This window comes from Candidatus Marithrix sp. Canyon 246 (assembly GCF_001723685.1).
In the GTDB taxonomy this organism is placed as follows: Bacteria; Pseudomonadota; Gammaproteobacteria; order Beggiatoales; family Beggiatoaceae; genus Marithrix.
In genome coordinates this window covers 51,220-65,634 of the sequence record NZ_MCBX01000012.1, presented here as the reverse complement: position 1 = coordinate 65,634, position 14,415 = coordinate 51,220, and the positions used below count along the sequence as shown (strand labels likewise).

Here is a 14,415-nt window from a genome sequence, read left to right as displayed (position 1 = left end):
ATAGAAAATAGAGGGCGGCAGCCAGTACCCGCCACACCTCGGCACATGTATTTATTGCTGCCGCTGCTTCCTTCCGGATCTGACGGGATTCACAATAAAGCCATTGCGAGGGGACCAATACCAACCACCATATTGATTGTTGGCGGAGAGAGAGGGATTCGAACCCTCGATACCTGTTAAGGTATACACGCTTTCCAGGCGTGCTCCTTCAACCGCTCGGACACCTCTCCAACTTGTTACTCAGAGTATTATAACAAGTATTGAAGAGAAATTCAATTAATTAATTGTTAAAATCGGTGAAGCAGATAAATTACCTAATGATAAAAACATATTATTCAAACGATTAACAAATTCTGCTGGATCTTCTAATTGCCCACCCTCACTTAATAAAGCTTGATCAAATAAAATATTTGACCAATCGTTAAAGCGAGTTTCATCTTCTTCATCTTTTAAAGCTTGGATAATTGGATGTTGAGGATTGATTTCAATAATTGGGTTACTAGTAGGCATACTTTGCCCAGCAGATTTTAATAATCGTTCTAAACTTGCATCCATTGCATGTTCATCTGCTACTAAACATGCAGGCGAATTAGTTAAACGATATGTTACTCGAACATCTTTAACTTTATCATTCAGAACATTTTTAATACGTTCTAATATTGGTTTTAATTCATCAGTAGCCTTTTCAGCTTCTTTTTTATCTGCTTCATCTTCTAAATCACCTAAATCTAGTTGACCTTTAGTGATTGATTGTAAATTTTTACCATCAAATTCAGTTAGATGAGTTCCTAACCATTCATCAATTTGATCTGACAATAATAAAACTTCAATACCTTTCTTACGGAAAATTTCTAAATGTGGGCTATTTTTAGCAGCGGCAAAACCTTCGGCAGTTATAAAATAAATTTTATTTTGCCCATCTTTCATACGCCCTATATAGTCATCTAATGAAATAACAGGAATAGGGTTATCATCATGGGTACTTGAAAAACGCAATAATTTAGCAATACGTTCTTTATTATTAGTATCATCAATAATACCTTCTTTAAAGACTTTACCAAATTCCTTCCAAAAAGTAGCGTATTTATCAGTTTTCGCCATACTTTCTAAACTACTAAGTATTTTTTTAACTATACCAGCACGAATAGAATCGATTTGCTTATTATGTTGTAAAATTTCCCGTGAAACATTTAGGGGTAAATCATTAGTATCTATGATACCACGTACAAAACGTAAATAAGATGGTAATAAGTGTTCATTATCATCCATAATAAAAACACGTCGTACATAAAGCTTTAAACCATGACGCTGATTACGATCCCATAAATCAAAAGGCGCACGACTTGGAATAAACAATAAACTTGTATATTCCATTTTACCTTCAACTTTATTATGCAAACGTGCTAATGGTGCTTCAAAATCATGAGCAATATGCTTATAAAATTCTGTATATTCTTCATCAGATATTTCTGATTTAGATAATGTCCATAATGCTGTAGCGGCATTTACGACTTCATCTTCAATAATAGTTTCATCTTTTTCTTCATCAGTTGTAACTTTTGACATTACAATTGGAAAGGTAATATGGTCAGAATATTTTTTTATGGTGTCACGTAAACGATAATCTGACAAAAATTCACCAGCATCATCTTTAATATGTAGAATTATTTCGGTACCGCGTTGTGTACGATCTATATTTTCAAGACTGTAAGTTCCTTCACCGGCAGATTCCCACTGTACTGCTTCAGAAGAATCTAAATTAGCGCGACGAGTAATTAATGTTACCTTATCAGCGACAATAAATGAAGAATAAAAACCAACCCCAAATTGACCAATTAGTTGGCTATCTTTTTCTTGATCACCAGTTAAAGATTTGAAAAATTGTTGTGTACCCGATTTAGCAATCGTACCAATATGATCAATTACTTCTTCACGTGACATACCAATACCATTATCTCGTATAGTAATAGTCTTGGCATCTTTATCAAAGTCGATCCAAATTTTTAATTCAGCGTCGCCTTCAAATAAAGAATCATTTGATAAAGCTTCAAATCGTAATTTTTCAGATGCATCTGAAGCATTAGAAATTAATTCGCGTAGAAAGATTTCCTTGTTACTATACAAGGAATTTATCATTAAGTTTAATAATTGTGTTATTTCTGTTTGAAAACCTAGTGTTTCTTTTTCAGTTTCAACCGTCATTATAAAGTTCTCTTTGGCGTGAAAATTGAGATGCCCAAATACATAAGGTTATTAAAGGCAGTTTCAATACTAAAATATAAAATCTATGTGTTTTCTCAAACCTCATAGATTTTTCAAACGGTAGGATTTTTAACTAAAATTAGCTCGCAATGGAATCATATGATTGAATTTATAAATTTTTTTACATTTCAAGATGGCTTGTGGTTATTTACAGTTATTCTTGATTTATTTGTCACATTATTGCTTTATAAACTATTTGGCAAAAGGGGTTTATATGCTATTGTAATTTTCAATATCATGTTAAGTAACCTACAAGGTCCTAAATTAACAGTTATTTTTGGTATGGAAACCAGTTTAGGGGTTATACTTTATTCTAGTATTTATTTCGCAACTGATTTATTAAGTGAAAAATATGGTCGTAAAGAAGCACAAGGGGCAGTATTACTTGGATTTATAATTAGTATTATTATGGTTCTTATGATTTATATCAGCCTATTATTTTTGCCCTCGCAAACGGTATATTCTCAAAATGTTCATAATGCAATGAGCGTTTTATTCAATTTTACCCCTATTTTTGTATTTGGTTCTTTATTTGTATATTTAATTACACAAAGTGTTGATATTTGGATATTTCATGCTATCAAGAAAAAAACTAATGGTCGTCATTTATGGTTAAGAAATAATGCTTCCACAATTTTATCTCAGGGATTGGATACTGTATTATATGCACTTATTGTGTGGGCACCAATTGTTGGTTTTTGGAAAGCCATGACTCTCGCTATGAGTAAATATATAATTAAAATTTTAATCGCACTGATTGATACAATATTTCTTTATTGGGCAATAGAGTGGAAAGAATCCACTTCTTGGAGGAAAAAACTGCAATTAGATTAATTATTATCAGCTGATGTTTAGCATCAATGCACTTGAAAACAATTTCAATAAACCTACATAATAACTCGGAAATTCTTCCAAATCATCATAACAGGAATATAAATGACACATACATTACCATCATTACCTTATGAAATGAATGCCTTAGAACCACATATTTCTAAAGAAACTTTAGAATTTCATTATGGTAAACATCACCAAACTTATGTTACTAATCTTAATAACCTTATTAAGGATACAGAATTTGCCGATATGTCACTAGAAGATATTATCAAAAAATCTTCTGGCGGTATATTTAATAATGCAGCTCAAATTTGGAATCACAGCTTTTATTGGAACTGTTTAAGCCCTAATGCTGGTGGTGAACCTACTGGTGCTTTAGCTGACGCTATTAATAGCAAATTTGGCTCATTTGACAAATTCAAAGAAGAATTTAGTAAAACTTCAATCACAACTTTTGGTTCAGGTTGGGGTTGGTTAGTAAAAGAAGCTGATGGTAGTATCGCATTAGCCAGCACTAGCAATGCCGCAACACCTATGACTTCTGGGCAAACCGCTCTGCTAACTTGTGACGTTTGGGAACATGCTTATTATATTGACTATCGTAATGCACGTCCAAAATACTTAGAAGCATTTTGGAACTTAGTCAATTGGGATTTTGTAGCTAAAAATTTTAGCTAATATTGAACTTATTGCAATTGCCTCAACATAATGGCTAGAATTAACCTTAAAGGAATTATTAATTATGCCAATATCTGTGGCTGTACCTACAGAACAAATCCCTGAAGAGCGGCGTGTAGCCTTAGTACCTGACATTTTGCAGCGTTTAACAAAATTAGGTGCTGAAGTTTTTATTGAAAAGGCTGCTGGTGAACGCGCTTATTTTTTAGATGCTGATTATGAAAATTGTCAACTTGTTGATAGTAATGAAGAAATATATAAGCAGGCGGATGTAATATTAAAAGTACAAGCACCGACTGAAGCTGAAATTGCACTAATGAAAGAAGGTGCAGTAATAATAGGTTTTATGTCTCCATATAGCGATTTAAATCGAGTTGTGAAATTGCGTGATCAAAAAGTAACTAGTTTTTCTATGGAATTAGTTCCTAGAATTTCCCGCGCTCAATATATGGATGCTTTATCTTCTCAAGCGGCAGTTGCTGGTTATAAAGCCGTAATAAGAGCAGCAGATTTAGCTAATATATTTTTTCCAATGTTGACAACTGCGGCTGGTACAATTCGCCCTGCTAAGGTTGTGGTAGTAGGTGTAGGTGTGGCTGGTTTGCAGGCAATTGCAACTGCAAAACGTTTAGGTGCTAATGTTGAAGCTTATGATATTCGCCCTGAAACTAAGGAACAAGTAGAATCTTTAGGAGCTACATTTATTAATGTAGATATAAAAGCCAATGCTGATGGTGGTTATGCACGCGAATTAACCGCAGAAGAGAAGCAAAAGCAACAAAATAAATTGGCTCAACATGTTGCCGCTGCAAATGTAGTAATTACTACAGCGGCTATTCCCGGGCGTGCTTCGCCAAAAATCATTACAACTGCAATGGTTGAAAATATGAAGTGCGGTTCTGTAATTGTTGATATTGCCGCAGAAGGTGGTGGTAATTGTGAATTAACCCAACCGGGAGAAACAATTGTGCATCAAGCGGTTACAATCGAAGCACCGCTAAATATCCCTAGTCAAATCCCTGTCAATTCTAGTGAAATGTATTCTAAAAATTTGTTTAATTTATTATCTTTAATGATAAAAGATGGTGAATTAGAAATAGATTGGGATGATGAAATTCTGGCTAAATCGGCATTAACACATGCAGGCGAAATCAAACATGCAGCCATACAATCATTAGTAGAAGGAGTAAGTGCATAATGGAAGGATTTACAGCTCTCTATATTTTTATGTTAGCGGCTTTTACTGGTTATGAAGTAATTGCGCGTGTACCTGCTATTTTGCATACGCCCTTAATGTCTGGTTCTAATTTCATACATGGAGTTGTATTAGTAGGTGCAATGATAGCACTTGGAAATGCAGATACTACTTTAGGAAAAATAATTGGTTTTATTGGGGTTATGTTAGCTACTGGTAATGCTGTAGGTGGTTATGTTGTCACTGAACGTATGTTAGAAATGTTTAAAAGCAGTAAAGGAGAAGCCAAATAATGGACGATTTACCAATATTTTTAATTCAAACAGCTTATTTCCTTGCGGCTATATTGTTTATACTCGGCTTAAAAAAGATGGGTTCGCCAGCAACAGCGCGAGGCGGTATTGTTTGGGCTGGTGTCGGAATGATGCTTGCCACTATTGTGACATTTTTAACCCCAAACATCGGTAATTTTGGTTTAATTATTACCGCAATAATGCTAGGTGGTTTACCAGCTTGGTGGTTTGCCAAACGTGTTGCTATGACAGATATGCCACAGATGATTGCCTTATATAATGGCATGGGTGGTGGTGCCGCAGCGGCGATTGCAGCAGTGGAATTGTTTAAAGGTACAGATCATCAAACTTTAGCTATATTAGGTGCTTTAATTGGTAGTGTATCTTTTTCAGGTTCAATTATAGCTTATGCGAAATTGAAAGGTTTAATGAAAAAATCATGGGCTTTTCATAATCAACAATTGGTCACCATAGCATTATTTACCACAATAATATTATTGGGAGTGGCTATCATAATGGCACCTTCCCATATGGTTGCACTGACGTTCATGATAACTGTGTTTTTTATATTAGCCTTAATATTTGGAATATTAATGACTTTGCCAATTGGTGGTGCAGATATGCCAGTGGTAATTTCACTATATAATGCTTTAACAGGGCTTGCAGTAGCATTTGAAGGTTTTGTACTTGGCAATGAGGCAATGATTATTGCAGGTATTGTGGTTGGTTCAGCAGGTACTTTATTGACACGATTAATGGCAAAAGCTATGAATCGCTCATTAATGAATGTGTTATTACCAAGTTCTCATGAACAAAGTCACAATGCAATTGATGATACAGAAGGTAGTCTAAAGCCAATAGATGCTATGGATGCTGGCATAATGATGGCTTATGCTCAACAAGTAATTATAATCCCCGGTTATGGTATGGCAGTGGCGCAAGCGCAACATAAAATTTGGGAATTAACAAAAACTTTAATTGAGAATAAAGTAGCTGTAAAATTTGCGATTCATCCAGTAGCAGGGCGGATGCCGGGGCATATGAACGTATTATTAGCAGAAGCAGGTGTACCTTATGACATTATTTATGATTTGGATGACATAAATGAGGAGTTTGAAAAAACAGATGTGGTATTAGTTATTGGAGCTAATGATGTGGTGAATCCAGTAGCACGTACCAATCCTGAAAGTCCAATTTATGGAATGCCAATTTTAAATGCTGACAAAGCGAAAAATGTTCTAGTAATAAAACGCGGTGAAGGTACAGGATTTTCTGGTATTAAAAATAATTTATTTTTTGCTGATAACACACGTATGCTATACGGTGACGGGCAAAAAATGGCAGCTGAATTATTACAAAATATTAAATCTTTATAATTTATTAATTGTAATTTATATCAAAATTGATTACACTATGATGAATAGTATTCAAAAGAATATTGATTAGTTTTTTTTATTTAGATACAATAAGGTTGTAAAGATATGATGCAGGGTTCTGTCAAGTGGTTTAATGAAACAAGGGGCTTCGGTTTTATTTCACCGACAGATGGTAGTAAGGATGTGTTTGTTCATTATTCTAAGATACAAGGTGAAGGGTTTAAAACTCTAAAAGAAGGGCAAGAAGTTCAGTTTGAATCTATGGATAGCCCAAAAGGTCCACAAGTGACAAAATGTTTTCCTCAGTAGAATAGAATAATGCTTAATCCGCAATTTTGTTTGCGGATTATTTTATTACATCACATAGCAAAATATAAAGAATATATTTCTCCATCCTCATAAAAATCACCGCTGGGCTCAGCTAGAATACTACCAGATTTTCTTATTCCATCGTCCATATGCGCTTCAATAATTGTCGCAACTTTTCCGGGTATATTTGTAAATCCAATAAATGTTCCTTTAAAATTTTCACTAGAAATACCTATAATTCCGCCTAAAGCATTGCTAGGTTGTGTATAATCATCCTTTGCACCTGCAATTAAACCTGCATTTCTTAAATGTAACCACACTAAATTAGATTCATTGCTCTGACTATTTGAATCAAATTTACCTTCAATTTTTCCATTACCATCACCTTTTGTGATTGATGTGCCAAATCTTGTTGCTTTTTTATCATCGCCGGGCAATGCAAAGTAACGATCTTGATAAGTATAAATAGCCGCTGAAACTTGTTTAAAGCTATTTTCAATATTTCTTGCTTTTGCGTTAGTAATAATTTCTTGACCCTTCATCACTCCAGTTAATAATAAACCTATTATTACCAATACAATAGCTATTTCTACCAATGTAAAACCTGCTTGTTGTTGCATTTTTTATTCTCCATCATAATAGTTTATATAAGGACTAGTATATAATATATAAATAACATAAAAAAATCAAGACTATTTTTATTAATCTATATGGTAAACTAGTTGATTGTCATATACTTTCAAATAGATCATTCAACAATGTTTCATAAATCAATTATCCCTCCTAAACACCAACATCGTTTATTGGGTTTAATATTAATTAGCTTACATAGTGTTTTATGGTGGGATTTTATTAATGTAGCCTATTCAAAAATATTATTACCAATAATATTAATAATACATTTTAGTTTATTTGTATTGTGGCAATGGGAGAAGTTTTCTTCATATAATTTGAGAATTATGATGTTGCTCGGCATTGTAACTTCTATTTTTATAATATTTCCAAATATATGGTTAATTACATTATGGCAGTTAATTTTATTAGCTTTAATAGGTGGTCAAGATGTTGTAAAACCTCATGATAGACTTGTCAATATAGCGGCTATTATTTTTTTAAGCTTAAATTTATTTACAATCAATTTATATTTATTATTTAATATTGATGAATTAGCCTTACTTTATACCCAATTATTTCAATATGGTTTATTATCTATACCTGTAATATTTTTATTTATAAGTACTGATAATCGTCATGAGCATCGTTATTATATTGATTTTTTTCATGGCTTAATTGTAGTAATGATAGTTACTATTATCGCTTTAGGTAGTTTAGTTTTGATGTATTCGAGTAATATTGTTTTGCCCTTAGCTATTTTTCAAATGTGCTTAATAGTAACAATATTATTTTTAGCTATTAGCTTGTTTTGGTTGATTTTAGTAAAAGCTCAAGGTATTGATTATTTATGGAGACGACATTTATATAATATTGGTAGTGCCTTGGAACAATGGTTAGAAGATGTCGCACAACCAAGTAATTATAAAAATATTACACCACAAGAATTTTTACATCTTGGTTTTGAAAAACTTTTAACTTTATCTTGGATTGAAGGTATTACTTGGCATTCATTGTATGGTAAAGAAATGTTAGGTCATCAAAATGATTTAAATAAAGTCATTATTACTATACAATCTATTGAAGTCATAATTTATAGTAATTACCGTATTAATGCTAGTCAATATTTTCAAGTTAAAATATTAATACAATTATTAGAACATTTTCATCAAGCTAAACGTCGTGAAGCAGCCTTTGCTCAGCAAGCTCATTTACAAGCTATTCATGAAACTGGAGCTAAACTAACTCATGATATTAAAAACTTGTTACAATCCTTGCATGTAATTACTTCAGTAATAGAAACCTATCCGCCAACACAGTTTGGTAATACTCAACGTCTGTTACAGGGTCAAATGCCACGCTTGACACAACGTTTAAAACGTACTTTAGATAAATTACAAAAACCAGCAGAATTTTCCTATTCACATGTACCTGTTAATCTATGGTGGGGTAATTTACTAGCTAGATATCGCAAGAGTCAAATTGAATTTACAGATTATACAGAAGATGAAAACGTTCTGATTCCTGAAGATTTATTTGATAATGTTTCAGAAAATCTGTTGCAAAATGCTTTAATGAAACGTAAACGTGAACCTAATTTGTATATTAAGGTAGGTTTATATATTGAAAAAGGTCGTTTACATTTCAGTGTATGTGATGATGGTAGTATCATTCCTGATGATATTGCGAAAAATTTATTAATGCAGCCAGTACCGTCTCGTGATGGTTTTGGTATTGGTTTGTATCAAGCGGTTAAGCAGCTAGCTAATACTGGATATAAACTAGAAATCATGAAAAATCATGAAGGTCAAGTCTGTTTTGAATTAGGAAGTTGCGAATAATAAAGAACTTATACAAAAGGAGTATAAATAAATGCGCGAAGAAATGCTTAAGTCCATTCTTAGTGAATTAAATGGAACTTCAGCAGAGATAGAAGCATCAGCGGCTATTTCTACTGATGGATTAGTAATAGCCTCTATTTTATCATCTGATATGGATGAAGATCGTATTGGTGCTATGGCTGCAACCATGCTATCATTAGGTGAACGAACCTCATATGAATTAGGACGAGGCAAGTTAGAACAAGTACTAATTAAAGGTGAAAATGGGTATATATTAATGACTAGTGCTGGTAATGATACTGTGGTTTGTGTTGTTACTAAAGCATCTGCTAAACTAGGATTAATCTTTTTAGATATTAAACGCGCTGCTGAATCTATCAGTAAAATCATTAGTTAATCGATTTATAAGTTTGGTTGTTTTAGAAACAACTAAACTATGAGAAAATAATTATGATCAAGCAAACATCCATAAAGATTGCTACTGTTGGTATGGATAAACAAATGCTTAGAATCCTTGAAATGGTTTTTGATGGCCCCGGCAAAGGCGATTATATACTTGTCAATAAATTAGAGGAAGCTCAAGCTTGTATTTTTGATTTAGATAATTTAGAGGGAATGAAATCATGGAAAGATTATCGTAATAGTAATTTAAAATTACCAACAATCATTTTATCCCTTAATTACAAAGATATAGCTGGCACTACCTTTGTAAAAAAACCAATTAAAATTAACGATTTACTAAAAAATTTAATCAAAATTACAAATTCTACTGTCTCTGCCCCTCAGAAGTCAGTGCAGAAGGAATCTAATAGCAAAATTCATCAACGAAAGTCAATATCTAATAACGCTGAATTAATAACAGAAACAAGTTTTACAGAACAAAATGCTACTCAATTATATGGTAATAATGAGGATATAAATCTTAATAATAAAGAAGAAATTGATAAACTTTTTTATGATACAAGTGAATATTTGCAAGGTTATTTTGAATATGCTTTTGGTTTAAGTCAAAAATTAGAAACAGGTGGATTATTAATTGAAGGTTTATATTGTCCTGTTATATTAATAGCTAGACAGAATAGAATTCTGCGTAGTAATGCTTTTAATGATAATCAATTACGGACAATGACTTTATTGCCTTTATCTAATATCACTGTGCGACATGATAAAAATCATGGTAAAGCATTAAAAGTTCATTTAAATGAGAAGCATGGTTTAAATATTGTAAATTTAAATGAATCCGAACTAGCTCAATATCAAAAACAATATAATTTAAATCCACATAATTTAGATGGAATTTTATGGCTTATAGCTTTATGGACTGCACGAGGGCGTTTACCTGCTGATACTGATTTAAATAAACCTGTAATATTAAGGAATTGGCCGAATTTTACTCGTTTAATTAAAACTCCTTATGCATTAAAAATTGCAGCTTTTTGGATATCTAATCCACATTCTTTAGTAGAAACAGCACGCATTTTGGACATTCCACAACGTTATGTATTTGCATTTTTTAATGCTGCACATGCAATTAGGTTAGCATCTACTAATTCAAATTTTGAAGCAAGTTCATCGACAACAGCTAATGTTGCCAAAAAACATGCTAAACGTGGTTTATTTCAGCTGATTTTAACAAAATTACTTAATTAATAATGAATGATTATAAATTTATTTTTACAGGACCTACGGGTTCTGGTAAAACCACGGCAGTTGCAGCAATCAGTGATACTAAAGTTATTCATACTGAAGCCAAGTTAAGTATTCCTGATGATGATCATCATGAGAAAAAAACCTTAACAGTCGGTTTAGATTATGGAACTTTGACGCTAGAAAATAAAGATAAAATTCACCTTTATGGTACTCCCGGTCAAGAACGTTTTGATTTTATGTGGGAAATATTGACTGAAGGTGGCTTGGGTTTAATTTTACTGTTAGATAATTCACGAGCTGATCCAATTGAAGATATGCATTTCTTTATGAACTTCTTTAAAGAATTTACTGATTCTAATAGGCTGATTATTGGTGTGACTCACATGGATATTAATCCTATACCTACTATAGCTTCATATCATAAAGAATTAGAGACAATGGGAATTGCAAAATTACCAGTGTTTGAAATAGATGCACGTAGTAAAAAAGATATATCTACTTTGTTACAAGCCTTATTATATGCTTTAGATCCGGGGCTGTAATATGAAAAGAGCATTTTTTTTACTACGCCTAAATGATCATATTCAATATCTGAAGAAAATTGAGGCAACATTAGCAGGTACTGGAGATTTTCAAGGAACTAGTCATTTTGACTGTAAATTAGGCAAGTGGTTATATGATGAAGGAATGAAGCAGGTTGCTGAGATGAAAGATGGTAATGCTAAAATACTTTTTAATGATATTTTTGAACCCCATGAATTATTTCATAAAAATAGTAAGATAGCATTAGATAAAAAGCAAGCTGGTGATAATGAGGAAGCTAAAGTTGCCATGACTAAAATGTATCAGTTATCACATATTATTGTACAAAAATTATTAGCTCTGGATAAATTAGGTTAATAACTCTCCTCGTAAGGAGTTAGGTAAAGCTTCTGTAATCTTAACATTTACAAAAGTTCCAATTAAGGATGAATCAGCGGTAAAATTTACTACTCTATTATTTTCAGTGCGCCCAGCTATTTGTTGAGGGTTTTTACGTGAAGGATGTTCAACTAGAATTCGTTGTACTGTACCAACCATAGATTGACTAATCACTGATGCCATTTCATTAATTCGCGCTTGTAGTTGTGTTAAACGCTGTTTTTTAATATTGATAGGTATATCATCTGGTAAATTTGATGCTGGTGTGCCGGGGCGTTGACTATAAATAAAGCTAAAAGAGTGATCAAAACCAATATCTTCAATTAATTGCATTGTTGCTTGAAAGTCTGTTTCAGATTCTCCGGGAAAACCAATTATAAAGTCAGATGATAGGCTTAAATCTGGGCGTACTTCTCTTAAGCGGCGTATTTTGTGTTTGTATTCTAAGGCAGTATGCCCTCGTTTCATCATACTTAAAATTCTATCTGAGCCACTTTGTACTGGCAAATGTAAATGACTTACTAGTTTTGGTACTTCTGCATAAACTTCAATTAGGCTGTCTGAGAATTCAACTGGATGAGAAGTGGTATAACGAATTCTTTCTATGCCGTCAATTTCTGCTATATATTGTATTAATAGAGCTAGATCAGCTATTTCTCCATTAGCCATATTGCCGCGATAGCCATTTACATTTTGCCCTAATAAGTTTACTTCACGTATGCCTTGTTCTGCTAATATTGCAATTTCGGCAAGTACATCCTTAAATGGACGACTAAATTCTTCTCCGCGTGTGTATGGCACTACGCAAAATGTACAGTAATGACTACAACCTTCCATAATTGAGACAAACGCGCTGACACCGTTGGCACTTGGTTTTGGCAAGTTATCAAATTTTTCTATTTCTGGAAAAGAAATATCAACTAGTGGTTTACGAGCGCGTTGTACTTCGGTTAGCATCTTAGGTAGGCGATGTAAAGTCTGTGGTCCAAAAATTAAATCTACATAGGGTGCGCGTTTACGAATAGCTTCGCCTTCTTGACTGGCAACACATCCGCCAACTCCAATCACCATTTCTGGTTTTGCCTTTTTTAAGCCACGCCAAACTCCTAGTAGTGAAAATACTTTTTCTTGGGCTTTTTCACGAATTGAACAGGTATTTAATAATAAAACATCAGCTAATGCAGGGTCATTTGTGAGTTCTAAGTTATGAGATGCCTTTAAAGCATCTACCATACGAGATGAATCATATTCATTCATCTGACAACCAAAGGTTTTTATATAGAGTTTTTTCATAATTTTGTCATATTTGTAAAGCATACTTGAACATTATTTTAATAAATGAGTGTTTGTAATATGCAAAAGAAAACCTTAAAAGCTCTTGCATTATGTCTAATTATAGTTGCAACTAATGCTTCAGCGATAAGTGAATTAAAATTTAATGGTGTGCATTATTTAGGTTTTACATCTTCAAAAGAAGATGGTGGTGATAGAGAAAGTAATTTTGAAACCAGACGTAATTATTTTCAAGTCAAAGCCTATTTTAACAAAAAAGATTATATGCGTTTGACTTTGGATAGTTTTCAAGAAACTAAAGGCTCAAACAAAGATAAGGGTAGTTGGTTGACTCGTGTCAAATATGCTTATCTGTATTTAGATGAAGTATTACCTTATACTGGTGTGGAAATGGGTCAAGTTCATCGCCCTTGGATTGACTATGAAGAACATCATGGTTGGTGGTTTCGTTCTATTTCTAAAGTTTTTGTAGAGTCTGGATATGGTGCGCATCTTATAAATTCAGCCGATTTAGGTGTGAATTTTAAGACTAAATTAGCTCATTTTTCTAGTGAAATTGGTGTTTATAACGGTGAAGGATACCATGCTATTGAAAATGGTGAGGGTTTATCTACTGAAGCGCGTTTAACATATCATGTATATGATAGTAGTAAAGGCAGAAAACCAAGCAATGATTATATTAATTTTTCATATTTTGGTATTAAAAGTCTTGAAGATAATAAGCGTGGAAATAATGATTTTACTCTGAATGGTTTACATGCTGTATATAACACTAAGCAATTCTTAATTGCAGGGCAATATATAAAAGCTGATAATGGAAATAATGATGTCTATGAAGGTGATGGATATTCTTTGAATTTTGAATATCGCCCAATGGATAAATTCTGGTTTATTGGTAGATATGATGATTGGGATCAAGCAGTTGCATCAAATGGCGGTGGCGATAGAAAACATTATTTGCTTGGTGCTGTATATAATTTATATAAACAAGTTAGATTTATTGCTAACGTAAGACAGACTGATTATGATGAATCAGATTCACTTAATGCAGGTATTAAAGATGAAACACAATTTATGTTGACTGCTGAAGTTCATTGGTAATTTAATTATTCTTATTTTCACATCTATTTATTTGCTTTATACTAAAG

15 protein-coding genes, 1 tRNA gene and 1 other RNA gene are annotated in these 14,415 nt (G+C 32.8%); 12 read left to right on the top strand and 5 right to left on the bottom strand.

Annotated elements, in window-relative coordinates:
* Positions 1–22: 22 nt before the first annotated feature.
* The 3 genes from ffs to htpG all read right to left on the bottom strand — a co-directional run bounded on the left by ffs (position 23) and on the right by htpG (position 2,202).
* An RNA gene (ffs, locus tag BHU68_RS08840) (signal recognition particle sRNA small type) lies at positions 23–120 on the bottom strand.
* Positions 121–140: 20 nt separating this feature from the next.
* Positions 141–230, bottom strand: a tRNA-Ser gene (locus tag BHU68_RS08835).
* A 46-nt stretch (positions 231–276) separates the two neighbouring features.
* On the bottom strand, positions 277–2,202 hold the full coding sequence (htpG, locus tag BHU68_RS08830) for a molecular chaperone HtpG (RefSeq protein WP_069471615.1): 1,926 nt from the start codon (positions 2,200–2,202) through the stop codon (positions 277–279).
* Between the two features lie 159 nt (positions 2,203–2,361).
* On the opposite strand from htpG, the gene BHU68_RS08825 reads away from it, so the two are divergent.
* The 6 genes from BHU68_RS08825 (at position 2,362) to BHU68_RS08800 (ending at position 6,950) form a co-directional block, all read left to right on the top strand.
* The gene (locus tag BHU68_RS08825; protein WP_069471616.1) at positions 2,362–3,096 is read left to right on the top strand and encodes a queuosine precursor transporter; all 735 of its coding nucleotides are present in this window, start codon (positions 2,362–2,364) and stop codon (positions 3,094–3,096) included.
* 102 nt (positions 3,097–3,198) lie between these two features.
* A complete protein-coding gene (locus tag BHU68_RS08820; RefSeq protein ID WP_069471617.1) occupies positions 3,199–3,777 on the top strand; it encodes a superoxide dismutase in 579 nt (192 codons plus the stop codon).
* 64 nt (positions 3,778–3,841) lie between these two features.
* On the top strand, positions 3,842–4,975 hold the full coding sequence (locus BHU68_RS08815; protein WP_069471618.1) for a Re/Si-specific NAD(P)(+) transhydrogenase subunit alpha: 1,134 nt from the start codon (positions 3,842–3,844) through the stop codon (positions 4,973–4,975).
* On the top strand, positions 4,975–5,265 hold the full coding sequence (locus BHU68_RS08810; protein WP_253180915.1) for an NAD(P) transhydrogenase subunit alpha: 291 nt from the start codon (positions 4,975–4,977) through the stop codon (positions 5,263–5,265). The genes BHU68_RS08815 and BHU68_RS08810 overlap by 1 nt, the downstream gene beginning before the upstream one ends.
* Positions 5,265–6,641: an NAD(P)(+) transhydrogenase (Re/Si-specific) subunit beta gene (locus BHU68_RS08805; protein ID WP_069471620.1), complete on the top strand. Its 1,377-nt coding sequence runs from the start codon at positions 5,265–5,267 to the stop codon at positions 6,639–6,641. The genes BHU68_RS08810 and BHU68_RS08805 overlap by 1 nt, the downstream gene beginning before the upstream one ends.
* A gap of 105 nt (positions 6,642–6,746) precedes the next feature.
* Positions 6,747–6,950, top strand: coding sequence for a cold-shock protein (locus BHU68_RS08800; RefSeq protein WP_069471621.1), 204 nt, complete (start codon positions 6,747–6,749; stop codon positions 6,948–6,950).
* Positions 6,951–7,000: 50 nt separating this feature from the next.
* On the opposite strand, the gene BHU68_RS08795 is transcribed toward BHU68_RS08800, so the two are convergent.
* Positions 7,001–7,570 carry a type II secretion system protein gene (locus BHU68_RS08795; protein WP_069471622.1) on the bottom strand — a complete coding sequence of 190 codons (570 nt, stop codon included), beginning with the start codon at positions 7,568–7,570 and terminating at the stop codon, positions 7,001–7,003.
* A 138-nt stretch (positions 7,571–7,708) separates the two neighbouring features.
* Here BHU68_RS08795 and BHU68_RS08790 point away from each other — a divergent pair, with 138 nt between their 5' ends.
* From BHU68_RS08790 to BHU68_RS08770, 5 genes are read left to right on the top strand one after another with little or no spacing between them, the layout of a single operon-like run.
* Complete coding sequence (locus tag BHU68_RS08790; RefSeq protein WP_069471623.1) at positions 7,709–9,403, top strand: HAMP domain-containing histidine kinase; 1,695 nt, start codon at positions 7,709–7,711, stop codon at positions 9,401–9,403.
* Positions 9,404–9,434: 31 nt separating this feature from the next.
* Positions 9,435–9,800 (top strand): roadblock/LC7 domain-containing protein, encoded by a 366-nt coding sequence (locus BHU68_RS08785; RefSeq protein WP_069471624.1) that lies wholly within the window; start codon positions 9,435–9,437, stop codon positions 9,798–9,800.
* Positions 9,801–9,853: 53 nt separating this feature from the next.
* Positions 9,854–11,053, top strand: a complete 1,200-nt coding sequence (locus BHU68_RS08780) for a hypothetical protein (RefSeq protein WP_069471625.1) — start codon at positions 9,854–9,856, stop codon at positions 11,051–11,053.
* A 2-nt stretch (positions 11,054–11,055) separates the two neighbouring features.
* Entirely contained in the window at positions 11,056–11,595 is a 540-nt protein-coding gene (locus BHU68_RS08775; protein WP_069471626.1) for a GTP-binding protein, read from the top strand.
* 1 nt (position 11,596) lies between these two features.
* Positions 11,597–11,953 (top strand): CZB domain-containing protein, encoded by a 357-nt coding sequence (locus BHU68_RS08770; RefSeq protein WP_069471627.1) that lies wholly within the window; start codon positions 11,597–11,599, stop codon positions 11,951–11,953.
* On the opposite strand, the gene miaB is transcribed toward BHU68_RS08770, so the two are convergent.
* Positions 11,945–13,291, bottom strand: a complete 1,347-nt coding sequence (gene miaB, locus BHU68_RS08765) for a tRNA (N6-isopentenyl adenosine(37)-C2)-methylthiotransferase MiaB (RefSeq protein ID WP_445082179.1) — start codon at positions 13,289–13,291, stop codon at positions 11,945–11,947. The genes BHU68_RS08770 and miaB overlap by 9 nt on opposite strands.
* 36 nt (positions 13,292–13,327) lie before the next feature.
* Here miaB and BHU68_RS08760 point away from each other — a divergent pair, with 36 nt between their 5' ends.
* A complete protein-coding gene (locus tag BHU68_RS08760; RefSeq protein WP_069471628.1) occupies positions 13,328–14,368 on the top strand; it encodes a porin in 1,041 nt (346 codons plus the stop codon).
* The last annotated feature ends 47 nt before the right edge of the window (positions 14,369–14,415 follow it).

Excerpts from the sequence above, each read along its gene's own strand:
- htpG (WP_069471615.1), bottom strand. The coding sequence starts at position 2,202 with ATGACGGTTGAAACTGAAAAAGAAACACTAGGTTTTCAAACAGAAATA.
- BHU68_RS08825 (WP_069471616.1), top strand. The coding sequence starts at position 2,362 with ATGATTGAATTTATAAATTTTTTTACATTTCAAGATGGCTTGTGGTTA.
- BHU68_RS08820 (WP_069471617.1), top strand. The coding sequence starts at position 3,199 with ATGACACATACATTACCATCATTACCTTATGAAATGAATGCCTTAGAA.
- BHU68_RS08815 (WP_069471618.1), top strand. The coding sequence starts at position 3,842 with ATGCCAATATCTGTGGCTGTACCTACAGAACAAATCCCTGAAGAGCGG.
- BHU68_RS08810 (WP_253180915.1), top strand. The coding sequence starts at position 4,975 with ATGGAAGGATTTACAGCTCTCTATATTTTTATGTTAGCGGCTTTTACT.
- BHU68_RS08805 (WP_069471620.1), top strand. The coding sequence starts at position 5,265 with ATGGACGATTTACCAATATTTTTAATTCAAACAGCTTATTTCCTTGCG.
- BHU68_RS08800 (WP_069471621.1), top strand. The coding sequence starts at position 6,747 with ATGATGCAGGGTTCTGTCAAGTGGTTTAATGAAACAAGGGGCTTCGGT.
- BHU68_RS08795 (WP_069471622.1), bottom strand. The coding sequence starts at position 7,570 with ATGCAACAACAAGCAGGTTTTACATTGGTAGAAATAGCTATTGTATTG.
- BHU68_RS08790 (WP_069471623.1), top strand. The coding sequence starts at position 7,709 with ATGTTTCATAAATCAATTATCCCTCCTAAACACCAACATCGTTTATTG.
- BHU68_RS08785 (WP_069471624.1), top strand. The coding sequence starts at position 9,435 with ATGCGCGAAGAAATGCTTAAGTCCATTCTTAGTGAATTAAATGGAACT.
- BHU68_RS08780 (WP_069471625.1), top strand. The coding sequence starts at position 9,854 with ATGATCAAGCAAACATCCATAAAGATTGCTACTGTTGGTATGGATAAA.
- BHU68_RS08775 (WP_069471626.1), top strand. The coding sequence starts at position 11,056 with ATGAATGATTATAAATTTATTTTTACAGGACCTACGGGTTCTGGTAAA.
- BHU68_RS08770 (WP_069471627.1), top strand. The coding sequence starts at position 11,597 with ATGAAAAGAGCATTTTTTTTACTACGCCTAAATGATCATATTCAATAT.
- miaB (WP_445082179.1), bottom strand. The coding sequence starts at position 13,291 with ATGCTTTACAAATATGACAAAATTATGAAAAAACTCTATATAAAAACC.
- BHU68_RS08760 (WP_069471628.1), top strand. The coding sequence starts at position 13,328 with ATGCAAAAGAAAACCTTAAAAGCTCTTGCATTATGTCTAATTATAGTT.